This window comes from Polaribacter sp. Z014 (assembly GCF_023555435.1).
Classification (GTDB): domain Bacteria; phylum Bacteroidota; class Bacteroidia; order Flavobacteriales; family Flavobacteriaceae; genus Polaribacter.
In genome coordinates this window covers 38847-64689 of the sequence record NZ_JALCZP010000008.1, presented here as the reverse complement: position 1 = coordinate 64689, position 25843 = coordinate 38847, and the positions used below count along the sequence as shown (strand labels likewise).

17 protein-coding genes are annotated in these 25843 nt (G+C 32.6%); 12 read left to right on the top strand and 5 right to left on the bottom strand.

The window, feature by feature from the left end; all coding sequences use genetic code 11:
* The first annotated feature begins 10 nt into the window (after positions 1-10).
* The 7 genes from MPF19_RS11155 (at position 11) to MPF19_RS11125 (ending at position 8944) form a co-directional block, all read left to right on the top strand.
* Positions 11-1591, top strand: a complete 1581-nt coding sequence (locus tag MPF19_RS11155) for an alpha-L-fucosidase (protein ID WP_249988292.1) — start codon at positions 11-13, stop codon at positions 1589-1591.
* Positions 1592-1688: 97 nt separating this feature from the next.
* Entirely contained in the window at positions 1689-3251 is a 1563-nt protein-coding gene (locus MPF19_RS11150) for a sulfatase family protein (RefSeq protein ID WP_249988291.1), read from the top strand.
* Between the two features lie 308 nt (positions 3252-3559).
* Entirely contained in the window at positions 3560-4570 is a 1011-nt protein-coding gene (locus tag MPF19_RS11145; RefSeq protein WP_249988290.1) for a helix-turn-helix transcriptional regulator, read from the top strand.
* 114 nt (positions 4571-4684) lie between these two features.
* Entirely contained in the window at positions 4685-5860 is a 1176-nt protein-coding gene (locus MPF19_RS11140) for an MFS transporter (RefSeq protein ID WP_249988289.1), read from the top strand.
* A 6-nt stretch (positions 5861-5866) separates the two neighbouring features.
* Positions 5867-7012 (top strand): Gfo/Idh/MocA family protein, encoded by a 1146-nt coding sequence (locus MPF19_RS11135; RefSeq protein WP_249988288.1) that lies wholly within the window; start codon positions 5867-5869, stop codon positions 7010-7012.
* Positions 7013-7028: 16 nt separating this feature from the next.
* Positions 7029-8081: a sugar phosphate isomerase/epimerase family protein gene (locus MPF19_RS11130; protein WP_249988287.1), complete on the top strand. Its 1053-nt coding sequence runs from the start codon at positions 7029-7031 to the stop codon at positions 8079-8081.
* Positions 8082-8095: 14 nt separating this feature from the next.
* Positions 8096-8944: a 3-keto-disaccharide hydrolase gene (locus MPF19_RS11125; RefSeq protein ID WP_249988286.1), complete on the top strand. Its 849-nt coding sequence runs from the start codon at positions 8096-8098 to the stop codon at positions 8942-8944.
* A gap of 76 nt (positions 8945-9020) precedes the next feature.
* On the opposite strand, the gene MPF19_RS11120 is transcribed toward MPF19_RS11125, so the two are convergent.
* Positions 9021-9701 carry a hypothetical protein gene (locus tag MPF19_RS11120; RefSeq protein ID WP_249988285.1) on the bottom strand — a complete coding sequence of 227 codons (681 nt, stop codon included), beginning with the start codon at positions 9699-9701 and terminating at the stop codon, positions 9021-9023.
* Between the two features lie 377 nt (positions 9702-10078).
* On the opposite strand from MPF19_RS11120, the gene azu reads away from it, so the two are divergent.
* From azu to MPF19_RS11095, 5 genes are all read left to right on the top strand, one after another.
* Positions 10079-10588 (top strand): azurin, encoded by a 510-nt coding sequence (gene azu, locus MPF19_RS11115; RefSeq protein ID WP_249988284.1) that lies wholly within the window; start codon positions 10079-10081, stop codon positions 10586-10588.
* A gap of 115 nt (positions 10589-10703) precedes the next feature.
* The gene (locus MPF19_RS11110; protein WP_249988283.1) at positions 10704-11093 is read left to right on the top strand and encodes a transmembrane 220 family protein; all 390 of its coding nucleotides are present in this window, start codon (positions 10704-10706) and stop codon (positions 11091-11093) included.
* A gap of 159 nt (positions 11094-11252) precedes the next feature.
* Positions 11253-14060: a TonB-dependent receptor gene (locus tag MPF19_RS11105; protein ID WP_249988282.1), complete on the top strand. Its 2808-nt coding sequence runs from the start codon at positions 11253-11255 to the stop codon at positions 14058-14060.
* Positions 14061-14164: 104 nt separating this feature from the next.
* On the top strand, positions 14165-16048 hold the full coding sequence (locus tag MPF19_RS11100) for a 3-keto-disaccharide hydrolase (protein WP_249988281.1): 1884 nt from the start codon (positions 14165-14167) through the stop codon (positions 16046-16048).
* Between the two features lie 18 nt (positions 16049-16066).
* Positions 16067-18046, top strand: coding sequence for a plastocyanin/azurin family copper-binding protein (locus MPF19_RS11095; protein ID WP_249988280.1), 1980 nt, complete (start codon positions 16067-16069; stop codon positions 18044-18046).
* Between the two features lie 337 nt (positions 18047-18383).
* Here MPF19_RS11095 and MPF19_RS11090 read toward each other — a convergent pair whose 3' ends face one another.
* The 4 genes from MPF19_RS11090 to MPF19_RS11075 are packed head-to-tail and all read right to left on the bottom strand — an operon-like array spanning position 18384 to position 25691.
* Positions 18384-19775, bottom strand: coding sequence for a c-type cytochrome domain-containing protein (locus MPF19_RS11090; protein ID WP_249988279.1), 1392 nt, complete (start codon positions 19773-19775; stop codon positions 18384-18386).
* 18 nt (positions 19776-19793) lie between these two features.
* Positions 19794-20900: a twin-arginine translocation signal domain-containing protein gene (locus tag MPF19_RS11085; protein ID WP_249988278.1), complete on the bottom strand. Its 1107-nt coding sequence runs from the start codon at positions 20898-20900 to the stop codon at positions 19794-19796.
* 10 nt (positions 20901-20910) lie between these two features.
* A complete protein-coding gene (locus MPF19_RS11080) occupies positions 20911-22425 on the bottom strand; it encodes a DUF1501 domain-containing protein (RefSeq protein WP_203393832.1) in 1515 nt (504 codons plus the stop codon).
* A 26-nt stretch (positions 22426-22451) separates the two neighbouring features.
* Positions 22452-25691 (bottom strand): DUF1553 domain-containing protein, encoded by a 3240-nt coding sequence (locus MPF19_RS11075; protein ID WP_249988277.1) that lies wholly within the window; start codon positions 25689-25691, stop codon positions 22452-22454.
* Positions 25692-25843: the final 152 nt, after the last annotated feature.

Sequence of the window (25843 nt, the reverse complement as noted above, 5' to 3'; positions counted from 1 at the left end):
TAAAAGCGGAATGAAAGTATTAAAATTTATCTTTTTTGCCTGTATTATAAGTCAATTTACCTCATGTAAAAATAATTCCGAAGGAAAAGTAAAGGAGGACGTTGTACAGGATACGACACTATTTAACAGTTCAGATGCATCTTTAGTGAATTATGAAATTCCAGAATGGTATAAAGATGCAAAAATAGGCTATTGGGCTACATGGGGAGTATATTCTGTGCCAGCGTATGCTGGAGATCATGCTGCAGAATGGTATGGTAGATGGATGTATACTGTTGATGACGGTTCTGGAGAAAAAAAAGGGAAAACATTTGATCAAAGAGGTTTAAAAATGGCAGCATTTCATAAAGAAAAATATGGTGATCCAGCTGTTTTTGGTTACAAAGACTTTATTCCGATGTTTAAAGCAGAAAAATGGAATGCAGATGAATGGGCAAATTTATTTGAAGAAGGTGGTGCTAAATTTTTTGTTTTTATGGCGATGCATCATGATAATTTTTGTTTGTGGGATTCAAAAACTCAACCTTATAATTCTGTTAGAATGGGACCAAAAAGAGATTTTACTGCAGAAATGAAAATTGCAGTGAAGAAAAAAGGGATGCATTTTGGAGTTTCTAACCATTCTGCTTGGAATGGTAGTTTTTTTGAATACAATCACATCAATGGTTTTGATGGTTTAAAGAAAGAAAATCAAGGTTTGTATGGTACCGGAAAAGTTGATTCATTAGCGATAGATCGCTGGTGGAAAACAACTATTGAACTGGCAGATAAATACCAACCAGATTTATACTATTTTGATTGGGGATGGAATTTAAAACCTTTTCAAGAAAAGCATCGAAGAAAATTTTTAACGCATTATTATAACAAAGCTTTAGAATGGGGGAAAGGAAAGTATCCTGCTCCAAATGTTGTTGTGAACTATAAAAACAGATCTAAGTTACCTGTTGGTTCTGCTGTTTTAGATTTAGAACGTGGTGGTATGAAAGAAATAGAGAAAGAATTGTGGCAAAATGATACTTCATTGGGGTTAAAAAGTTGGTCTTATGCAATGGATGAAGAGTACCGTTCTGCAAATCAAGTGGTAGATATGCTTATGGATATTATTAGTAAAAACGGTGTTTTATTGCTAAATATTGGTCCCAAAGCAGATGGTAGTATTCCGCATGAAGCTGCCATCCCTATAAAAGAAATAGGAGCATGGTTAAAAATTAATGGTGAAGCAGTTTACGCAACCAGACCATGGGAAATATTTGGAGAAGGACCAACGGTACCTAATGAGAAAATGCACGGAGATCAAGTTGAATATACATCTAAAGACATTCGTTTTACAAAAAGTAAGGATGATAAAAATTTATTTGTTACATTTTTAGGATGGCCTTCCAATGATGCCATTGTTACTTCTTTAAAATCTGATAAAATTGATTTAACTTCCTTAGAAAAAGTTACCTTGTTGTCAAATAATGAAGATATTAAGTGGAATCAAAAAAACGATGGATTGCATTTTTATTTGCCTCAGAATAGTAATGTAAATGAGCATGCTTATTCTTTTAAATTAGCGTTTAAAGATAAGATTACTGGGTTAAAAAAATGATTGATGAAAAGGGAGGTATTTCACCTGAATTTTAATAAGAAATAAAAAGTAAAGAACTTATGAATTGTAATAGTTATATGTTTAAAAATAATGTTTTATGAAGAATACAAATTATTTAAAATTGGGGTTTCTTTTCCTATTCGTATTCTTTTTTACAGGAATAAAAGCACAAAATTCAGCAGTAAAAACGCCAAATGTTATTGTTATTCTTGCTGATGATATTGGGTATGCAGATGTAGGATTTCAAGAAAACACTGCACTTGGAATTCAAACTCCGAATTTAGATAAATTAGCAAAAAAAGGTATCGTTTTTAATAATGCATATGCTTCTGCAGCGGTATGTAGTAATTCTAGATTGGGTCTTTCCACAGGTCGTTATCAACAAAGATGGGGAGCTTACTATTATAATCAAGGGGGATTACCAAGTAACGAATTTACAATAGCAGAAATGATGCGTGAAGCCGGATACAAAACCATGAAGGTTGGGAAAACTCATTTAAATGGTGGGCCAAAATCAGATCCTATGAAACATGGATTTGATCATTGGTTAGGCTTTAAAAGTCATTCATATGATTATTTCTTGTTGAGTCAAAAAGATGTAGATGCTTACAATAAAAAATATCCAGGAAGTGCTGCAAAAGCAAAAATGATACCTTTTGGGCCTTTAGTTCGCGATAGTAAAACAGTAGAATCGTTTGAGAATACAAACACCACAGAAGTGTTTACAAATGAATCTGTAAAATTCATTGAAAGTGCCAATGAAAAACCTTTTTATCTGCAACTAGAATACAACGCGTTGCATACACCGTTATACAAGGCACCGGAAGTAATGCGTAAAAAATATGCAATCCCAACTCGTTCTTTTAATAGAGATGATAAAGTTTGGGAATATCCACATTGGGACCCAATTATTGAACCTGATTACTCTAAATGGTATAGTGAAACCTGTCATTTAGGAATTGCAGATCCTTATGGTCGTAAAATTTATTTAGCACATTTGGAGTATATGGATATGATGATTGGTAAAATTGTAAAGGCTTTAAAAAAGAAAGGAATTTTAGATAACACCATTATTGTTTTTTCTTCGGATAATGGCGGGTCAAATCAATCTTATGCTAATAATTTACCAATTAATTCATACAAATATTGTTTGATGGATGGCGGAATTAAAGTTCCTATGTTTATACATTGGCCAGAAGGAATCGCTAAAAATAAAAAGGTGGATGCGCTTATTACGCATCGCGATTTATATGCGAGTCTTTCTGAATTAACAGGAATAGCCCCTAAAAAGAAGTTAGACGGTAAGAGTCTTTTTCCGTTGTTTAAAGGGGGTGAAAAAGAAATACATAACGAACCTTTATTTTGGGATTCTGGTGATAAAGAAAAAAATTGGGTAGTGCGTTCTAACAATTGGAAATTAGTTTATAGAAACGAATCTAAAAACTATGCTTCTTATGTTTTGGATAAAAAAGGATTGGTTACAGGACTAACTGAAGAGCCTATTCCTGCTGGTTATCAACTTTATGATTTAAATAAAGATCCTTATGAAACACAAAATATAGCAAGTGTAAATACAGCAAAAGTAGCTGAAATGAAAAAGCTATATACCGATTGGCGAGCGCAAATGGGGAAACCAATTAGAGGAAGTAAAGCAAAATAATTGTATTTAATTAAGCATGTTAAAGGGGGGGCATTTTAAGATATCGAGCATTTTTCTTTACTGCGTCTTTACACGATATTTCTATAATTCAAATTTACCAGAAAAAGATGCTGAAGCCTGTTTGTTTTAGTTCGGAGAAAAAAAATGAACAGTTTTGTGATTTATTAATAATAGATGTTATTTTGTTATTAAAATAAATTACTTGTTGCTGGTGCTTATCTTTTAGTGGTTTTTATCTTTTTTATGTTGGGTTAAATTTGCTAAATTGTATTTTTTTAAATGTATAATATATTTCAATGAGTTTAAAGATGATAAAAATACAACCGTATAGAGAAGAAAATGTAGTTTATCATGCAGACACATGTGCTGCTCTGATTGATGCAGCAGATAGAAAAAAAATAGAATTAAATGCGTTGGGTAGGTATACATATCCGGGTGAACGATTAGGCGATGAAACAATAGGATTAAATAGTGTTGGTTGTTGGAATGCAAATGAGTCTCAAGATTGGGGATTAGATTGGCATAGAAATGAAGGGATTGAATTTCATTTTTTAGAATCTGGTTCAATGCCGTATGCTCAAGAGGATAAAGAAATGTTATTAACGCCAAACCATTTAACAATCACACGTCCTTGGGAAGTACATAAAGTTGGGAATCCTACTATTGGAATGGGAAAATTTTATTGGCTAATTATTGATTTAGGAGTAAGAAGACCTCATCAAGAATGGGTTTGGCCTAAATGGATTTCTCTTACAGAAAAAGATCTCTTAAGATTATCAATTATTTTAAGGCAGAACGAAAAAATGTCATGGAAAACCGATAAAAAAATTCTGGAATGTTTTAAAAAGATTGAACAAGCTATTAAGACTTTTGATAAAGGGAAAAAGGCTTCTAAATTAAGGGTTTTAATTAACTATTTATTGGTTCTTGTTCTAGAGTTGTTAGATACAGATGATGTGGTTTTAAATGAATCGTTAACAGATAGTTCTAGAAGTGTATCATCTTTTTTAAAAGAATTAGACAATGATTTGTCGCGAGATTGGACGGTTAAAAGTATGTCTGATTCTGCAGGAGTAGGAGTAACCCGTTTAACGCATCATTGCAAACGACTAACAAATTTAACACCCATGAAATATTTATTTATTAGACGGTTAGAAATGTCTAAAAAAATACTTCAAGAAGATAACGGGCTTACTATAAGTGAAATTGCCTATAAATGCGGTTTTTCTAGCAGTCAATATTTTTCTACAATTTTTAAAAAGTATGAAAAATGTACGCCAAAAGAATATCAGCAAGAAAAAAAGTTAGTATCTCTTTAAATAATTTGTGCAATATTTTTCACTGAATTAAAAAACACATAAAGCGAACTTTTATTATGTAATTTACACAATGTTTAAAAATTAACTATAAAAACTACGTAAATCTTAATAAATATGAAGGAAATTAATAAAAGCCGTCTTTTTTTAGCTAGCTGTTTGGCTTTAATTGTTACTGCAATGACATTTGCTATTAGAGTAAGATTAGAAACAGTATTTGGTCCAGAAGGAATTGGATTAACTCTAGAAGATTTAGGATATGCTTTTACTCCAGCTTTTTTTGGCTTTACAATTGCCATGATTGTTGGTGGGCCTTTAGTGGATTTATTAGGAATTAAAAAAATATTAGGAGTTGCTTTTATAACGCATGCTGTAGGAATTATATTAACGCTTACAGCGGATAGTATGACGTCTTTATTTATAGCTACTTTATTTGTTGGTATCGGAAACGGAATGGTAGAAGCGGCATTAAACCCAATGATCGCTTCTATGTATACAGATAATAAAACAAAAATGCTAAACAGATTTCATGTTTGGTTTCCTGGAGGAATTGTAATTGGCGCATTGTTAGGATGGTTAGTAATGGATGTGATGGGCTTAAGCTGGCAAGTGATGGTGTCTTTGTTATTCATTCCACTTATTGCATATGGTGTAATGTTTTTAGGACAAAAAATACCAGTTACAGAGCGTGTTCAATTAGGAATTAGCAATAAAAAAATGTTTGCGAGTGTGGCAAATCCGTTATTCTTATTCATGGTGTTTTGTATGTTTTTAACAGCGGCGTCAGAATTAGGAACAACACAACGTATAGAATCTTTATTAAAAACATCTGTAGAATCTCCATTATTAGTTTTGGCATTTATCAACGGAATTATGGCTTTAGGTAGGTTGTCGGCAGGTAAAATTGTCCACAAATTAAAACCATCCGGAATGTTATTGTATTCTGCAATTTTTACTTTTATAGGATTATGGTTGTTAACAGTAACAAGTGGCGGAATGATTTTTGTGGCTGCAGCAGTATTTGCCGTTGGAGTTACTTTTTTCTGGCCAACCATGTTAGGTTTTGTAGCAGAATATTTACCACAAACAGGTGCTTTAGGATTGTCTATCATGGGTGGTGCAGGTATGTTTTCTGTCTCTTTAGTTTTACCAATAATGGGACGTTTAATGGATGGAGCAAGTGGTCCTGGAGAAGCATTACGTACGATGTCTATTTTACCGGCAATTTTAATTATCGCCTTTTTAGGCCTGAATATTTACATGAAAAAAAGAACGAATAAAGTACAAGCATAAATTAGTATGACAAGAAAATTAAGAATGGGAATGGTTGGCGGAGGCGCCGGATCATTTATTGGAGGAGTACATAGAAAAGCAGCTGCTATAGATGGTATGATTGATTTAGTTTGCGGTGCATTTAGTAGTAATGCAGAAAAATCAATTGCTTCAGGAAAAGACTTAAACTTAGATGAAAGTAGGTGTTATGGTACTTTTGAGGAAATGATTCTGAAAGAAAAAGAGTTGCCTGAAGATATTCGTATGGATTTTGTAGCGATTGTTACTCCTAATCATATGCATTTTTCTCCTGCAAAATTTGCTTTAGAAAACGGATTTCATGTGGTTTGTGATAAACCTGTTACCTTATCTTTAGAAGAAGCTATTGAGTTAGAAACGGTTATTCAGAAAAGCGGTAAATTATTTGCGTTAACGCATAATTATACGGGTAATTCTTTAGTAAAACAAGCAAGAGCTATGATTGCCAAAGGAGAATTAGGTGAAATTAGAAAAATTCAAGCACAATATTTACAAGGTTGGTTGTCTACAGATTTAGAAAGTACGGGACAGAAACAAGCAGCTTGGAGAGTGGATCCTAAAAAATCTGGAATTGGTGGTGCACTTGGAGATATAGGAACGCATGCAGAAAACTTAATTGAATATATTACCAATCTAAAGATTGATGAAATAGCTGCCGATCTAGGAGTCTTCGGAAAAGGAAGGGTTTTAGATGATGATGCAAATATGTTAATCCGTATGGAAAATGGTGCCAAAGGAAGTATTTCTATTTCACAAATTGCTTTAGGAGAAGAAAATAACCTTTCTATTAGAGTTTATGGTACCAAAGGAAGTTTGGAATGGCATCAAGAAAATCCGAATGAATTAATTACAAGGTGGTTAGATCAACCTAAGAAAATTTATACACCTAACGGAGCAGGATTGCATGCAGAAGCTTTGGAGGTTAGTAGAATTCCTGCAGGACATCCAGAAGGATATTTAGAAGCGTTTGCAACCATTTATAAAAACTTTGCAACACACGTTTTGGCAGTTAACAATAATAAGGAAATTGCAAAACCAGACTATCCAGGTATTGAAGACGGAGTTAGAGGTTTAAAATTTATTTATGCTGCTGTAGAAAGTAGTAAAGAGAATGCTGTTTGGAAAAAAATATAAATTTAAAAATTACAAGATGAAAACAATAAAAGGACCTGCAGTATTTTTAGCTCAATTTGCAGGAAGTGAAGCACCATTTAATTCTTTAGATGGAATGTGTAAATGGGCTTCAGAATTAGGGTATAAAGGAATTCAAATCCCTACTTGGGAAACGGGTTTAATAGACATAGAAACGGCAGCTAAAAGTCAGACTTATTGTGATGATTTAAAAGGAAAAGTAAATTCTTACGGATTAGAAATTACAGAACTTTCTACACATTTACAAGGTCAATTAGTAGCTGTAAATCCTGCTTATGATACTATGTTTGATGGTTTTGCACCAGAACATGTAAGAAACAATCCGAAGGCAAGAACAGAATGGGCAGTAGATTTTGTAAAGAAAGCTGGTACTGCAAGTGGCCGATTGGGGTTAAAATCTCACGCAACTTTTTCAGGAGCTTTAATGTGGCATACAGTTTATCCTTGGCCTCAGCGTCCAAACGGATTGGTAGATATGGGCTTTAAAGAACTGGCAAATCGTTGGACACCAATTTTAAATCATTTTGATGAACAAGGAGTAGATGTTTGTTATGAAATTCACCCTGGAGAAGATTTACATGACGGAGTTTCTTTTGAGCAATTTTTAGAAGCAACAGGAAATCATAAAAGAGCAAATATATTGTATGATCCTAGTCATTTTGTACTGCAACAATTAGATTATTTAGCATTTATAGATATTTATCATGATCGTATTAAGTCGTTTCATGTAAAGGATGCAGAATTTAATCCAACAGGTAGACAAGGTGTTTATGGCGGATACACAGATTGGAAAGATCGAGCTGGTCGTTTTAGATCTTTAGGAGATGGACAAGTAGATTTTAAAGGGATTTTTACAAAATTAACAAAGTACGAATGTGATGTCTGGGCAGTAATGGAGTGGGAGTGTTGTATTAAATCTTCGGAACAAGGCGCAAGAGAAGGAGCGCCTTTTATTCAAAAACATATTATAGAAGCTGCAGAACGTAGTTTTGATGATTTTGCTGGAGGAGATATCGATGAGAATTATTTAAAAGGAATATTAGGAATTTAAATTTTAGAGTAAATATGAAAAATTACTTACTAGTATTACTTGTAGTCCTAAGTTCGGCTTGTGCGCAAGCTCAAAAGAAAAAGGAACATAATAATCCTAATAAAGATTTTGTTAGAGATGAAAGTATTAGAAAAGCATTGGAATCTAATACCTTTTACGGAACACCTTCACCTACAGATCATCGGGAAACAGAATTTTACGATCCAGTAGCTGTTGTAAACCCTACGGGTCAAAATGGTGTGCCAAGTGATGCTATTGTGTTGTTTGATGGCACAAATTTAGAGGAATGGATAAACCAAAAAGACGGGATTCCATGTACCTGGAAATTAGATACAGAGGAGAAATCGATGACTGTTGCAAAAGGAGGGATAAAAGCAAATGCAACTATTGTTACCAAGCGTAAATTTGGGGCTGTACAATTACATTTAGAATGGAGATCTCCACCAGCTGTAAAATCTAGAACAGGTCAAGCGAGAGGAAATAGTGGTGTTGCTTTAGATGATAAATACGAGGTTCAAATCTTAGATAATAATGACAATGAAACGTATTCAAATGGAATGGTTGGGTCTATATACAAACAAGCTGCTCCGTTAGTAAATGCTTCTGTTGCAACAGGAAAATGGAATAGTTATGATATTATTTACCATCCACCTGTTTTTGAAGGAGAGAAAAGAGTTAAAGACGGAACAATAACAGTGCTTGAAAATGGTGTTTTAATTCAAGATCATTTTGCTTTACAAGGTGCAGTTGCTTATGTTGGTTGGCCAAGACAAGAATTGCATGGTAAAGGCCCAATTAGATTGCAAGACCATGGGAGTGCTGTGAGTTATAGAAATATCTGGGTAAGAGAATTGAATAATTAAAGAAGCTTTTTTCTGAAGTAGATTTATAAAAAAAGTGAAGGTAATTTTAAGTTACTTTCGCTTTTTTTTATTCGGGTTATTCAATTTTTCTACCTTCTAAGTATTTTACTCTTTTATAAGTATTTTCTTTAAAAAGGCCTTTTTTATCAATTCTAATAATAGACCAAGTGGTATCTACTCTAGAGTTATTATTCGTTTCAACAAAATCATCATCGTAATAAGAAATAGTAATCATATCCATAATGTCTTCGCTAATCCATTTGCCATATTTATCTCCTAACCAACCATCTTTATCACCAGTAAAAGCCAATTCACCTAAGTTAATAATCTCTAAAGAACCTTTTTTTGTAGTTACGCCATAAAGTGTTTTGCAGCAGGTTCCGTTTTCATAAGTAAAAGTGAATAAATTAAAAGCAGGAAATTCTTTGTATTCTTTAAAACAAAATCCGTCATAATTGTTAAGGTCTAGAAGTTCTGAATCTCCGATTGCAATTTTTTGAGAGCTTAAATATTTTGATATAAACTCCTTGTCCATCCTATTTTTTTTAGAACAAAACTGACTGTAAACTTCAACGTCTTTTTTAGCTTTTGAAGTTTTAGCTTTTATGTATTCAAAATCTATCTTAGGTAAGATTATTGTAGTGTCTACAAGTATTAAATTAGAAGGTTTATTAAAACAAATATCTTTTTTTACTTCAGTAAAAGAGAAGAAAAAAGGGATTAATAAAAGTGCCAAGACCGTGATTTTTTTTATCAAAACAAGCGTTTTTTTATAAAACAAATATAATTGTTTTTTATATGAAATGAATAGTTCGTTTTTTACGGATGTATGTACTTTTAAAAACCGTGTTTATCGTAATATTCATGTTTTTAGCTGTTTACATGTTTTTTTGTGTTGGTGAGTGCTTGGGTTAAGAATTAATTAGACGATAAATCGCCTTAATAAAATCATTTGAAGCTATATTTATAAGGATAATTTTAGAAATTTGGCTTGTTCATATAAGACAACGATTAAGTAAGACCAAATAGTTTGGTATTAACAAGATTATTAATATTTTTGATGATACTTAAAGTAAGCGTTAAAAATTATTTGAATCAAATTTCGAACGGTAAATAAATATAAAAACAAACTAAATGAAGACCTTTAAACATGTAATGATTGCCTTTTTTTCTTTAATGATATTAGCAAGTTGTGCTAAAAATGAAAAGGAAAAAACAGAAAATAAAACTTCTAAGAAAAAAGTAGTTGCAGTAGAAAAGAAAGTTGACAAGATTAAAAGTTTTGTAATAACCGGTAACGATGTAATGAAGTTTAACAGAACAGAAATTAAAGTAAAATCTGGTCAGAAAGTAAAAATCACTTTAAAACATGTTGGTCAATTGCCTATAAATGCTATGGGGCATAATTTTGTGATTTTAAAAAAAGGTGTTGACATGGCAGCGTTTGCAGCTAAAGCTATAGCAGCTAAAGAAAACCAATACATTCCTGTAGGTTCTAATGATATTATTGCACATACTAAATTAATTGGTGGTGGAGAAAGCGATAGTGTAGAGTTTGATGCTCCTGAAAAAGGAACATATCAATTTTTATGTAGTTTTCCAGGACACTATGGTATGATGAAAGGTGAGTTTATTGTTGAGTAAAATTTCAATATAATTACCTTATATATAATTCCATTCTGGGGTATTGCAATGTGTTTTCTTAAAAAGGAGAAAAGCATTATCAATACCCTTTTTTATTCTCTATTAAAACAAATTCGTGAGTAATTTCTACAAATTAAAAAGATCTGAAAAAATTATAAATTATATTTTATTTGTGTTATTTGTAATTTTCGCAATTATTCAACTAAATGATCCTGATGGAGTTTTATGGTTTTCAATCTATTTTTTTGTTGCCTTAATTTGTTTCATTGCTAATTTTAAGGTGATTCCAAAATTTATTTTAATAACAACAATAGTTGGTTTGCTTTTATATGCTGCATTTCATTTTACACTATTTATAGATTATATACAAACCGAAAATAAAGAAGAAATTTTTGGAGAAATGGTTTATGAAAAGCCTTACCTAGAAGGAACAAGAGAATTTCTAGGTTTATTAATAGCCGCTTGTGGTGTTATTTATCAACTAAAAAAAGTTAATAAACTTTAGCCATAAGGTTCTAATCTTAATTTTTTATCAAATTACTAAACAGCCTTAATTGGTTTGTTTTCTTTCAGTGAATTTCTAAGCACATTAATAAAGTAACAATTTTTTAGCTTTGTTGGGTGTGTTTTCTATATTAAAACTTAAAAAAATAAAAATCTAATAATGAATAAATTTATTACGCTATCATTTTTTGTCTTAACATTTTTATATTCTGGCATCAGTTTTTCTCAAAATTCCATTTCAGGTAAGGTAAAAGACCTTGCAGGGAAATCAATAGAAAATGTTGTTGTAGCTGTAGAGAAATCAAAACTGTTTAGTACAACAGACAGTGAAGGAGAGTTTAAAATTAAAAATATAGGGAACGGAAATTATAAAGTCACTATTTCTCATTTAGGCTATAAATTAATTACTAAAACACTTACTCTTGATAATAAAGATATTACTGTGTCTTTTACTTTAGAGGACGATTTAATAAACCTTAATGCTGTTGTGGTTACTGGGACTTTCGATCCTAGAACTAGTTTAGAATCTAGTACTTCTATAAGTGTTTTAGATACAAAAGCTATTCAAAATACCTATACACAAGGTACTGCTGGTTTATTACAAAATATACCTGGTACATTTACAGATGCATCAGCAGGAGAAATATTTACCAGAGTTTATACACGTGGTATTTCTGCCTCTGCAGAAGATGATATGGGTTGGTATTATGTGTCATTGCAAGAAGATGGTTTGCCAGTAAGTTTGGTACAACACTCTTATTATAGTCCAGATTTGTTTCATCGTGTAGATTTAACAACGCAAAAAGTAGAAGCTATTCGTGGAGGAAGTTCATCAATTACGGCCATGAATGCACCAGGAGGAATTTATAATTTTATTTCTCATGGAATACATCAAGAGTTAACTGGAGACGTACAAGTTTCTACAGGACTGCAAGGAAATAATAATTTTCTTAATAGAATTGATGCTACTATTGGTGGTGCTCTTGGTAATGATTGGTATTTTAATGCAGGTGGACATTACCGTAAAGATGATGGCGCTAGAGATACCGATTTTACGTTTAGTAAAGGTGGTCAGTTTAAGTTTAATGTGATTAAAAAATATGACAAAGGTTTTTTGAAGTTTTATGGAAAATTATTAAACGATAAAACAAACCGTTATACAGGTGTTGCTGCTACTAATTGGGAAAACCCAACAGCTGCATTTGGTCAAGATTTTAGAAACTCATCATTATTAATGCCTAGTTTTGATGCTAAAATTCCTGATGCACGAAACCTAGAGAATACCATCAATTTTAATCCTTCTCAAGGTGTTCATGCTAAAGATTATGCTTTTGGTGTGGATTTCTTACATGATTTAGGAAACAATTGGTCTATTAGAAATAATATTAAATTTTCTGCGAAAGATGCGAATTGGCAAACATCAATTAGTAATGCTTTTGTTTCACTTAGCGATCCAACAGCGTATTTTATTAGTGGTGCTCAGTTTCCTATTGGACAAGTAGTTTTTAAAGATGTACAATCTGGGTCTGAATTGGCGCGTGTAAATAATGCAGGTATTTTAGGGGGGCAACCTTTTGAATATATAAGTGGATCATTACCATATGATGCAATTATGGGAACATCTGCTTGGTATAAAGAAAATAAAGCTGATGAATGGATGAACCAATTAACTATTAGAAAGAAACTAGAAAATCATGATATTAATACTGGTCTTTCTTTAGGTTTTTCTGATACTTCGCATTTTACACAAGGTAGTTTTGCCTTTGCTACGTATGAACCAAACCCAAGGATATTAGAGGTTACTTTAGAAAATCCTGGAGATCCTGTTTTGGCTTTATCAGATAAAAATGGTGCTAGTAATTATGGAGGTTTGTTTTTTGTGAATTCTAGAGCAAATGTGAGTCAGATTGCTCCTTTTATAAATGACCGATGGAAAGTATCAGAAAAACTGTATTTAGATTTGGGAGTGCGTTATGAGAGCATCAACCATAAAGGAAGTAAAGATAGATATGCACCGTTTTCTCAAGATGGTGGAGTAGATGGAGATGCAACAACAGCATACGATAATGGTGTTTTAACCCCAACGGGAGATCAAGATGATTTTGATTTTACGTATGATTACGTATCATATTCTGGAGGAATCAATTATAAAATAAATGAAAATGCTGCATTGTTTTCTAGATATTCAAAAGGAAATAAAGCACCAGAATTAAACTACTATTTTAATAATTTTGCATACGTCCCAATCAATCAAAAAGGCGAGGTTCAGAAAATAATACAAACAGAACTTGGTCTAAAATTAAATGCTAAAAATGCCTCTTTTACAGGTACTGCTTTTTGGAGTACACTTAAAGATGTTGGTATTGCTAATTTTGAGTTTGATGGTGATACAAATAGTACTTTTTATACGCCAATTCAGTTTAATACTTCAGAAACTTTTGGTTTTGAATGGGAAAGTGTTTTTACGCCGATAGATTATTTTAGTTTCAGATTTAATGGAGTTTTACAAAGTCCGAAAGCTAAAGATTGGAAAGTGTATGATGCAGCCGGTTCTGTAGATACAAGTGATGATGTTATTACAGATTATTCTGGTAAAACATTGGCTTTTAACCCTAAAGTAATGTTTAATTTAAGTGCAGAGTTTGAAAAAGATAAATTTTCAGCATCTTTAAAATGGCAGTACATGGGCAAACGTTTTGGAAATGTTTCTAATGCGTTTGAATTGGCTGCTTATAGTGTTTTCGATTTAGGAACGGGTTATCAAATCAATAAAAATTTATCTGCTAACATTTTAGTGACCAACCTTTTTAATTCTGATGGTTTGGCTAACTTTTTTGGAGCAAATAGTTTTGGTGCCAATGCTAATGGAGCAACATCAGATTTTATTGCAGCAAATCCGGATGCTAGTTTTGTAGTCTTTCCAATATTAAGAAGAAGAGCAATGTTAAAAATAAATTATCATTTTTAATAACGAATACTGTTCTAAATTTGAACATATGAGTTCCTCTTTCAGGGATGATCATTGCTATTTTTACAAAGTTAAAAAGTAGATAAAAACTAATAATTTATAAGATGAAAAAAAACATATTCTATTGTTTGGTATTTTTACTGATGGTATCCTGCGGAAAAGAGGAGCACAAGTCAGTAGAAAAAAAGGCTAGCACAGAAAAAGACGCAGAAATAAGTTTACCTTTTTCTAGGATTGAATTAAATGATCTAGCAGGTTTTAAAGCAACATCAAGCAATTGGAAAATTGTAGGAAATGCTATTGCAGACAGAAACAAGGAAAAAACATTTACGGCTACAGAAGGCGTAGGTATTTTATTAAATACGCCAAATAAGGAAGCTAAAGGAAATATATTTAGCAATTTTGAACACGGAGATATTGAATTAGAACTAGACGTAATGATGCCATTAGGATCTAATTCTGGGGTTTATTTTCAAGGAAGATATGAAGTTCAGTTATTTGATAGTTGGGGAGTAACAGCACCAAAATATAATGATATTGGAGGTATTTATCAACGTTGGAATAAAGAAGCGGCAAAAGGTAAAGAAGGGTATGAAGGGCATGCACCAATGGTAAATGCATCAAAAGCTCCAGGTTTATGGCAACATTTAAAAGTTATTTTTCATGCGCCAAAGTTTAATTCCGAAGGAAAAAAAACAAAGAATGCTTGGTTTGAAGAAGTTCGTTTAAATGGTGTTTTATTACATGAAAATGTAGAAGTTACAGGAGCAACAAGAGGCGGGAATGCTAAAGAAGTTGCTACTGCTCCGTTTATGATTCAAGGAGATCATGGGGCAGTTGCTTTTAAAAATATAAAATACAAACTTTATGGAAACAAGAAGATTGGTATTAAAGAATCTACGCTAAAAGTATATGATAATCCTGATAAAAGCAGAGGCTTAAAAAAGTATGAAGAACGTAAATTAATTCAAGAAATTAAGGTAGATTCTATTTCTCCTTTGGTAAGGTTTAAGCCAAACGTGCAGCATACTCTTAACTATACAGGTCAGTTTGATATACCAACAACAGGAGAATATTTATTTGATGTAAATGTGTACGGTACCGCTGTTTTGATAATTGATAAGGATACTGTAGTGAACACTGGTGGAATTGGTTCTGGTAAAATAAAACTTCAAAAAGGAACAGTGAATTATACCTTGTTGTATAACAAACCATATCCTTGGGGATTACAATTCGACCTTCATGTGGAAGGTCCAGAAATACAACGTTATTCTATATTAGAAACAAGTATGGCGGGTATCAACAAAAATAAAACTATTAAACCTATTGTAATTGATGCCACAACCGAGAATCAAATTCAACGTTGCTTTTTGTTTCATAAAGGTACCAAAAGAACACATGTTATTACTGTTGGTTTCATAGAAAAATTAAATTTTGCTTATGATTTATCATCGGCTTCTTTATTACAAGTTTGGGGTGGCGAATTTTTAGAAACTACAGATATGTGGCATTCCAGAGGAAAAGAGCAAGTGGGAAGCCCGCGTGGTTTTATTGTTTCTGCAAGTGGAAATATAGATTTTGCAGTTTTGGAAAATAAGAATCAAGATTGGCCATCAGAAATAAATGAAGAAACGAACTTTAAACAAAAAGGATACAAATTAGACAAGAATCAAATTCCTGAGTTTTTATGTAGTATAAATGATGTAGAAATAGCAGATAAAATAATAGCTTCTACCAAAGAAAAAAGAGCTGTAGAAAGAATTATACATATAGATGGAAAAAGTGCAATTTGGCATAAAATAGCGGTAGGAGAATCCATAGAAAAATTGCCAAATAATATATTTATTATCAACAGTGAAAGTTATTATGTAGATTTTTCTGGCAACAATACTTTAGAAACGATTATACGTTCTAAAGGAGGGAAAGAAGAGTTGTTAGTAAAAATACCTGCAGGGAAACAAACTATTAATTACACTATTATCTGGTAATTCTAAATCTAAAAAAAAATGAAGACTTTATATAAAATATTAGCTGTTGTAGTGTTGCTTTTTGCAAGTCAAGTAGGAATCGCTCAGAAAAAAGGTAAAATTGTAAACAAAGCACTTGCTCAAAAAGAATTAGACTATTATAAAATAGTAGATGTTCCTATTCCTAAAGACATAGTTTTAGAAGTTGGAGGATTGGCATTAACCGATGATGGTAAATTAGGTGTTTCTACAAGAAGAGGTGAAGTTTGGGTGCTGGATAATCCGAACGCTAAAAAACCAACCTATAAGTTATTTGCCAAAGGAATGCATGAAATTTTAGGTTTGGCTTATAAAGATAATGGGTTTTACGCTACCCAACGTAGCGAGTTAACAAGATTAGAAGACGAAGATAAAAATGGAGTTGCAGATTATTACAAAACTGTTTTCTCATGGCCATTATCTGGTAATTATCACGAATATTCTTACGGACCTAAATTTGATAACAATGGAGACATGATACTCACCTTAAATGCAACTTATATGGGAGATGCTTTAAGTATGGCAAAATGGAGAGGTTGGTTGATAAGAATAACACCAGAAGGAAAAATGACACCATTAGCAGCAGGTTTAAGATCTCCCGCAGGTTTTGATGTGAATGCCAATGGCGATATATTTTATACTGAAAACCAAGGTGAATGGGTTGGTTCTGGACGTATGACACATATTGAAAAAGGAGATTTTGCAGGTGGAAATCCAATGAGTTTACAATGGACAGGGGATAAATTATCTCCACTTTCTATGAAGCCAGAAGATTTAAATCCTGATGAAGGTGTGACACTTTATGAATATGCAAAAATAAAAAAAGAAGTAAAAGCACCTGCAATATGGTTTCCTCATACCATTCAAGGCATTTCTACTTCAGATATTTTGTATGATACAACTAACGGAAAGTTTGGACCTTTTGCAGGTCAAATGTTTGTGGGAGATCAAGGACATAGTAAAGTTGTGCGTGTATTTATGGAAAAAGTAAATGGCGTGTATCAAGGAGCTTCTTTTCTATTTAAAGAAAATTTCTCTTCGGGTGTTTTAAGAATGATTTGGGGCGATGATTCTAATATGTTTGTAGGTATGACAAGTAGAGGATGGTCATCAACAGGAAGAAAATCTTATGGTTTACAACGTTTAGTTTGGACAGGAAAAACTCCGTTTGAAATAAAAAAAATGAAAGCGTTAAATGATGGTTTTGAATTAGAATTTACAAAGCCCATCAACAAAAAAATGGCGCAAGATTTGTCAAACTACAAAATGTCGACTTTTACGTATGGTTATCATAAAGAATATGGAAGTCCTATTGTAGATGCTCAAAAATCTATGATACATAAAGCAGTTATTTCTGCGGATGGTTTAAAAGTGAAATTAACAATTCATGGAATGCGATTGGGGTATATTCATCAAATAGAAATTCCGAAGTTAACATCTGCTTCAGGAGAATTATTATTGCATAATACCGGATATTATACTTTAAACGAAGTTCCAGGAGGTGAGTTAAAATCGCCACAAATGCAGATGTCAAAAACATCAAAGAAAACAATAAAACAACCTAAACGCGTTAACACAATGCCGTCTTCTTGGGGAGAACGTGGTGCAGATGAGAAAGTTGTTATAGGTACCATTCCTGGGTTAAAATACGATACTGAAGAGATTACAATCAATAGAAATAGTAATATTGAATTAACTCTGAATAATAATGATGATATGATACACAATGTTGTTATAACCAAACCAGGTAAAGAAACGCCTCTTAAAATAGGGGAGTTGGCGCTTAGTTTAGGGCTTGAAGGTTCCGATCTAAATTATGTTCCGTTTGATGATAGAATATTATTTCATACAGGAACTGTTCCTCCAGAAAGTAATGAAACTATTTACTTTAAATCTCCAAGTGAACCTGGAGAATATTGGATAGTTTGTACCTTTCCTGGGCACTCTTTTTCTATGAGAGCAAAATTAATTGTGAAGTAGAGAGCTTTTAATTTTATTAAAATTTAAAATGCGATTCCAAAAATGGGATCGCATTTTTTTATGGAATAGTAATTTAATCGAAATAAATTAATTTATGAACCCATCTTTTTATTGATAAATAATACAGGTTATAAGAATTATGGAGTAGAGAGTAAAAGTTCTTTTACTCCATTTATGAGTTTAATAAAAAGTTTACTGTACGCTGTACAACCGGAAAAAGATAACTTTATCAAGTTATAAAAAAATAAGTTCCTTAGAAGTTTTACTGTTAAGTATAAAAACTATAATTCCCGCTTTTGTATATCATTTTGATAAACCTTAGCGGGAATCTAATTTTTTAATTTATTGTTTTTCCTAAAACTACTTGAAAAGCTCCTTTTTTTAAGAAAGGTTTGCTGTTTTCTGCTGTTATTTTAGTTTCCCAAGCGTAAATTTTTTGTAAGTTTTTCAATTTAGATAAACTACCTAAACTACCTTCTGTAACTTGTGTATTGTATAGATTTATACTTGTTAATTTAGATAAGGCATTCAATTCAGAAATTCCAATATCTGTAATTGGATTGCTGTTCAATTTCAATTTTTGGAGATTTTTAAACTGATTGATATCTTTTATATTGGCATCACTTAAGTTATTGTCCTGAATAGATAACCATAAAATATGATCTTTAATCCCTACTAGTTTCTTTAGTTTTTCCTCAAGTAAATCTGCATTAGCAACGGTAATTGTATTTGAAGGTAAAACGGCTTCGTATAAATTAGATCCAAACACTAATTCTCTTAGGGTAAAACCTTCGGATAGAAGTTCATTTAAAACTTTTTCATCTATAACACCTAATTTAGGTAGTTCATTTCCATTGTTTCCATCACTAGATAATCCTAGCATTGTGGTAGCAATTGCTAATGTTTTTTTAGAAGATTCTATAGCTCCAATTTTAGTTGAAAAACTGGCATTTGCGTTATCAATCCAATAAGTTATAATAGCTATTTCTTCTTCTGTTAAAGGAGTTTTTCCTTTTGGAGGCATAAAGTCATCATGATGCGGATTTAATAAAACACGACGAATTAATTCTGACTTGGAAGCATCTCCAGCCACCAAAACAGCACCGTTTTTACCACCACCTAAAATAGCAATACTATCATGCAGCATTAAACCACCTTTCTTTTTATCAGTATTATGACAACTGGTGCATTTGTTTTCTAAAATAGGAGCTACTAAATAGCTATACACAACAGCATCTTCCACTTTAGTTACCGGTTTTAATGGTTCTTCTTTCTCTTTAAAAGGAGCGTATTTTGTTAAATAATCACTTCCGTGGGTAAGATTACCTCCATAATGTCCTGTAACACTTAATAAAATAACAAGCAGAGCAAGTGTTGCAATATTAGATTTGACGCTGTTTAGTTTGCTTATTTTTATTTTATCAATTCTAATTAACCACGCCATAAAAGCAATAACTGTGGTAGCAATTCCAAACCAGAAATGAGAATCAATTGCGGCATCATCATAGCCACCACTTAAAGATAACATATACCCTAAAATACAGGCAATTGCAGCAGTTACGGCTCCTGTTAAAAGAGCTAGCGGAATTCCTGCATTAAATACAGAGTCTTTTTTCCATTTACTATAGATTTCTAATAAAAAAGCAAAGAATAAAAATCCAATAGGCATATGTACCACTAGTGGATGAAATCTTCCTAGAAAGATGATAAAGTCTGGTGTTTCAGTCATAAAATAAATGCTAATAAATTATACGCGTTCTAGTTTTAATGGCGGTGTTTTATCTGCTCTCCATTGGCAGATGTACAAGTTTTTATCATTATCTACACAAACATCATGACCATGAGAGATAGGTTTGTCTAGTAATTGATATGATTTTTGCAACTCGCCATTTACATATAATGGAGCAGTAGCTCCTGGGTTAGAAACCACTTTGTCTCCTTCTAAAATAGTTACAAATCCTGTGGGTTGTTTCCAGTCAGTTTTTCCAACTTCTGGTTGAGACCAGCAAACTCCAGCATATAAATTTGTATCATCAAAAACAGGTCTACAAACTTGCATATTTGGCAGGTGAAGTGTTTTAATATATTTTCCATCTAAGGTAAACCACTTAAAACAAGCCTGACTTCTAGAGGTAACAACCACCATTGGGTTTTCTTTATCTCTGTAATCTATGGCAACACCATGAGCGCTTTTAATTTGATAATTTTTATCTGGATTATCACTTCCTCCCCAATGTCTAATATAGCGACCATTATAATCGTATTGAATAATTCTACTCATTCCATAACCATCAGCTACATAAATATCTCCATTAGGACCTATTGCGGTTTCTGTTGGGCAAAAAGATTCTCCTGGTTTGTAAATTCCAATAGTAAGTGGATGTCCAATGTCAAAAACAACACGACCATCCATAGTCGTTTTTGTAATTCTACCGTTGTGTTTTGTCCAGCCGCCTTGCTTGTTTAAAAACCAACCAGAATCTGCTAAAAATAAGTATTCATCTCCTCCTTCGTCGGATATTGTTAAACCATGTCCACCAGGATATGCAGTTCCCCAAGAGTCTATAACGTTTCCAGATTTATCAAAAATAATCACATTGTTTTTAGGATGATCTCCAATCATCACCAATCTGCCTTTGCTGTCCATTTGCATTTCATGGCAATTAAGCAAAGGGGTTTCAATGGAGCTCATTTTAGCCCAATCTCGTATTAATCTATACTGATAATCTCCATGCCCTAGAATTACATCATCTTTTTTTGATTTTTTAATCATATGAAAACCAAATGTAGGCGCAGCAGTTATAGCAGCAGTTGCTAGTCCAGCTTTTTTAATAAAATCTCTTCTTGTAGACATCTATTTTGTTTTATGTTAATAAATCTTTTACAACATGTCCGTGAACATCTGTTAATCGATAACGTCTTCCTTGGTGTTTAAAAGTTAATTTCTCATGATCTATACCAAATAAATGCATTAACGTTGCATGGAAATCATGCACATGTACAGGATCTTTGGTTACATTATAACTAAAATCGTCTGTTTCTCCGTAAGAGAATCCCGGTTTTACACCTGCACCTGCCATCCACATTGTAAATGCTTTTGGGTGATGATCTCTACCATAATTTGTATCTGTTAATTGACCTTGAGAGTATACTGTTCTTCCAAATTCTCCACCCCAAACAACTAACGTATCATCTAACATACCACGTTGTTTTAAATCTTTTATTAAGGCAGCATTGGCTTGATCTGTTTTTCTGGATTGACTTTTTGTTCCTCCCGGACAATTGTTATGTTGGTCCCATCCTTGGTGATATAATTGTACAAATTTCACACCTTTTTCTAATAGTTTTCTTGCCATTAAACAATTGGCAGCATACGTACCAGGATCTTTACTGTCTTTACCATACAAATCGAAAATATGTTCTGGCTCATCAGATAAATCGGTTACTTCTGGTACAGAGGTTTGCATTTTAAAGGCCATTTCGTATTGCGCCATTCTTGCCTGAATCTCTGGGTCACCATAAGCATCTTTCTGAATATTATTTAAATTCCCTAAATAATCTAACATATGTCTTCTATCGTTTCCGTCGTAATTTTCAGGATCACTTAAATACAATACAGGATCTTTACCAGATCTAAATTGCACTCCTTGATGTTCTGTTGGTAAAAATCCATTTCCCCATAAACTAGCTTTTAGCGGTTGTCCTTTTCCGTTTTTAGAAACCAAGGTGATAAACGTTGGTAGGTTTTCATTGTCAGATCCTAAACCATAACTTAACCAAGAACCGATAGAAGGTCTACCAGGTAATTGATTTCCTGTTTGCATAAAAGTAATTGCCGGCGTATGATTAATTTGATCCGTTTGCATTCCTTTTATAAAGCATAAATCGTCTACAACTTCAGATAAATAGGGCATGGCATCACTAACCCAAGCTCTAGATTCTCCATATTGTTTAAAATTAAAAGTAGAAGGAGCAACGGGTAATGTACTTTGACTACCGCTCATTCCCGTAAGTCTTTGACCGCCAATAATAGATGGAGGTAATTCTTTACCAAACATGTCTACTAATTTAGGTTTATAATCAAATAAATCTAATTGAGAAGGACCTCCACTTTGAAATAAATATATAATACGTTTCGCTTTTGGTAAATGATGAGGTAAACCTAATCTATTTTTATTATAGGTTTCTAAAATCATTTCTTCGGTACTTTTTTTACCGGTAGCCCCAAACATTTTATCTGCACCTAATAATCCACCTAAAGCAATTGCTCCTAAACCTAATGATGTTTTTTTAAGAAAGGCTCTTCTATCAAGCTGTCTTTCTAACTTTTGTAAATCTCTATTGTTAGATGTTAATTTTTTATGATGATCATTACACATAATTTCTTTATTTAGAGTTTAACAATTTATCGTTTTGTAATAGTTGCATCTGCGTTCATAATTGTACTAGCTACAACAGAATTAGCTGCTATTAATGCTTTATTATCAGTTTTAGAAATTTTAAAAGCACCTGCTTGAAGCCAACCTTTGGTTTTTTCAATATTGCTATCAAAATTTTTATATTCTTCCTTTTGTAATGCTGTTAATAGAGTTAATTCTTTGTCAGAAATTTGTCTTCCGGTTAACTTTTTAAATACAGAAGTTATTCCTGTTTTTAAGTTTTCTGCATCTGTAATTTGTTTTCCTAGTACTCTAGAAGCTTCAATATAGGTTGGGTCATTTAAAACAACTAAAGCTTGTAGAGGTGTGTTTGTTTTTTGTCTACGTGTTGTACACAAATCTCTTGTTGGTGCATCAAAAATAGAAATTGTAGGATTTGGTATGGTACGTTTCCAAATAGTGTACATACTTCTTCTGTATAATCCTTCTTCACCATCTTGTACATAGGTATCTCCATTTACTTTCCATAATCCTTTAGGTTGATATGGTCTTACGCTTTCTCCTCCAATTTTTCGGTTTAATAGACCAGAAGCAGCTAATGCGTTATCTCTTAGCATTTCTCCAGACAGTCTGTTAGAAGGGCCTCTTGCGAGCCATTTATTTTCGCCATCTTTAGCTAAAAGTTCTTCCGTAATAACAGAACTTTGTTGGTAAGTGTTAGACATCATAATTGTTTTATGAAGTGCTTTTACATCCCAACCAGAATCCATAAATTGAATAGCTAACCAATCTAATAATGCTGGGTGACTTGGCATTTCTCCTTGATTTCCAAAATCTTCAGCCGTTTTTACAAGTCCGGTTCCAAAAAGATTTTGCCAATATCTATTTACGGCAACTCTGGCTGTTAATGGGTTGTTTTTGTCTGTGATCCATTTAGCTAACCCTAGTCTATCTTTTTTCACACCTTTTGGCATCGGAAAAATATCTTCTGGTACATTTGGAAAAACACTATCTGTAGGGTTGTCATAATTTCCTCTACCTAAAATATAGGTTTGTCTATTATGTTTGCTTTCTTTCATAACCATTATCTGTTTGATAGGGTCTATACTATCCACTAGAACTTGCCTGTCTTTTTCTAATTGTTTTAGGGCGATTGTATATGGTTTTGAATTTGCAGATAAATAATAATTGACAAATTTTTCTTTTTCAGCATCAGATAAATCTTTGCTGCTTTTTTGCTTCATACTTTTTAATGTTTCTGTATTGGCAATTTGTAGTACTTCTAGTTCGCTTAATTCTTTATTAAACACAAGTAAATCATCAACAGTAGCACCTTTAATACCTTTTCCTCTCCATACAGCACCAATTCGTAAACCAGGTTCTAAATGCGGGCTTTTGGCCCCATATAATTGCAAACCATGAAAAACAATGTCTTTATATAAATTATCAAATTCTGTTTTAGTTTGTTGTTTTTCTCCATCTACATAAATAGAAACGCCATTAGCTTTACTAGATCCATCATACGTGAAGGTTAATTGTACCCATTTTTCTTTTGGAACCTCGTTTAAAGTTTCAACAACAATGGCATTATCTGGATATACGTGAGCCAAAAGTGCTTCTAGTTTGTTGTCTTTAATTTTTAAATGATATCCTCTAAAACTATGTAGTTCTGGACTATTCATTTTATGAAAAATTACGCCTTCTTTTAAATCTTTAGGAATAAAAACTTGTATACCAATACTAAAAGGTTGGTTTCTTTGAAAGATTCCAATTTTGTCTAATTCTAACCAAGTGTCACCATTCATAGAAAGTCCATTTCCATGCGCTCCTTTGGTGTAAATAGCTTTTTCGTTATCAACAAATTGTTGACGCATTCTGATGTTGTTCTTTCCGTTACCACCAACTGTATTTACAAGTTTTTTGTTATTGAAGTCAAAAGCAGCAATTAAACTTTTAGGTTTTGCATTAGTAGCTATTTTTTTATAGCCATTACTAGCAATCCATTTAGTTGCTTTAGCAGTTTCTGTTGTACTTATTTTAGCTACTTTTTCTTCGGTATCATCTACAAGAGTTTCTAAATAAGCCAATACCTTTTCTTGTTCTTCTGTAGGCAACATCATTGCTGGTACTGGTGTCGCAAGATCCCAAGGAATTAAACCGGTTTCATCAATATTATTAAAAAAACTATACATTTCGAAATAGTTTTTTTGAGAAATAGGATCGTATTTGTGGTCGTGGCATTTAGCGCATTCAAAAGAAAGGCCCATTAAACCCTGACTTACAGTAGCTGTTCTGTCGGCAACATATTCAGATCTAAATTCCTCATCAATAATACCTCCTTCTAAGTTTTGAGGATGTAATCTATTAAAGGTAGTCGCTAGTTTTTGTTCTTTGGTAGCGTTTTCAAACATATCACCTGCAAGCTGCCAAGTAATAAATTTGTCATACGGCATGTTCTCATTAAAAGCATTAATAACCCAATCTCTCCAAGGAGATGTATCTCTGTATTTGTCATTACTATAACCGTGTGTGTCTGCATAACGAGAAAGATCCATCCAGTCTAAAGTTTTATGTTCTCCATAGGCTTTAGAAGCTAAAAGGCGGTCTATTTGTTTTTCGAATGCATTTGGAGATGAATCGTTTATAAAGTTGTTAATTTCTTCTATGGTAGGAGGTAAACCTGTTAAATCTAGAGTTGCTCGTCTTAATAAAATGTCTTTTTCTGCTTTCTTAGAAGGTGAAAATTTTAAGTTTTCTAATTTAGCAATCACAAAATTATCAATAGGACTAGCTACAAAATCAGTATGTTCTACCGTAGGAATTTCCGATAATTCTGGTTTTAAAAAAGCCCAATGTTCTTTGTATTCTGCTCCTTCTTCAATCCATTTTACAAAAACAGCTTTTTCATAATCACTTAAGGTTAGGTGAGAGCCTGGTTCTGGCATTATTAATTTAGGATCGTCGGTAATAATACGATGAAAAAATTCGCTATTTTTTAAGTTCTTCGGGTCTATAGCAAATTTACCAGGACTTTCAGAAAGTTCTGCATACGCTAATTCTGCTGTATGTAATTGTAGTCCTCCTTTTATATTTCCTTTATCTGGACCGTGACATAAAAAACATTTATCCGATAAAATTGGTTTTACATGTTGATTAAAGTCAACTTTTTTAGGAAGCTTTTTATACTCCTCAGCTACTGAATCCGGTAAACTTGGACCACAAGAACTAAACAGTAGTAGTCCAATAATAAATAAAAATAACCTCATGCCTTTTAGTGAATCTAATATTATAGGTCACAAAACTAGCATTAAAGTAAAAAATTAACTTAATTAAATCAGACTTAAAAATGCTTATTTCCGATATTTGTTCTATATTTCAGGCTTAACATGATAATTGTCTTGTTTTGATTTAATCTTTT

Excerpts from the sequence above, each read along its gene's own strand:
- MPF19_RS11155 (WP_249988292.1), top strand. The coding sequence starts at position 11 with ATGAAAGTATTAAAATTTATCTTTTTTGCCTGTATTATAAGTCAATTT.
- MPF19_RS11150 (WP_249988291.1), top strand. The coding sequence starts at position 1,689 with ATGAAGAATACAAATTATTTAAAATTGGGGTTTCTTTTCCTATTCGTA.
- MPF19_RS11145 (WP_249988290.1), top strand. The coding sequence starts at position 3,560 with ATGATAAAAATACAACCGTATAGAGAAGAAAATGTAGTTTATCATGCA.
- MPF19_RS11140 (WP_249988289.1), top strand. The coding sequence starts at position 4,685 with ATGAAGGAAATTAATAAAAGCCGTCTTTTTTTAGCTAGCTGTTTGGCT.
- MPF19_RS11135 (WP_249988288.1), top strand. The coding sequence starts at position 5,867 with ATGACAAGAAAATTAAGAATGGGAATGGTTGGCGGAGGCGCCGGATCA.
- MPF19_RS11130 (WP_249988287.1), top strand. The coding sequence starts at position 7,029 with ATGAAAACAATAAAAGGACCTGCAGTATTTTTAGCTCAATTTGCAGGA.
- MPF19_RS11125 (WP_249988286.1), top strand. The coding sequence starts at position 8,096 with ATGAAAAATTACTTACTAGTATTACTTGTAGTCCTAAGTTCGGCTTGT.
- azu (WP_249988284.1), top strand. The coding sequence starts at position 10,079 with ATGAAGACCTTTAAACATGTAATGATTGCCTTTTTTTCTTTAATGATA.
- MPF19_RS11105 (WP_249988282.1), top strand. The coding sequence starts at position 11,253 with ATGAATAAATTTATTACGCTATCATTTTTTGTCTTAACATTTTTATAT.
- MPF19_RS11100 (WP_249988281.1), top strand. The coding sequence starts at position 14,165 with ATGAAAAAAAACATATTCTATTGTTTGGTATTTTTACTGATGGTATCC.
- MPF19_RS11095 (WP_249988280.1), top strand. The coding sequence starts at position 16,067 with ATGAAGACTTTATATAAAATATTAGCTGTTGTAGTGTTGCTTTTTGCA.
- MPF19_RS11090 (WP_249988279.1), bottom strand. The coding sequence starts at position 19,775 with ATGACTGAAACACCAGACTTTATCATCTTTCTAGGAAGATTTCATCCA.
- MPF19_RS11085 (WP_249988278.1), bottom strand. The coding sequence starts at position 20,900 with ATGTCTACAAGAAGAGATTTTATTAAAAAAGCTGGACTAGCAACTGCT.
- MPF19_RS11080 (WP_203393832.1), bottom strand. The coding sequence starts at position 22,425 with ATGTGTAATGATCATCATAAAAAATTAACATCTAACAATAGAGATTTA.
- MPF19_RS11075 (WP_249988277.1), bottom strand. The coding sequence starts at position 25,691 with ATGAGGTTATTTTTATTTATTATTGGACTACTACTGTTTAGTTCTTGT.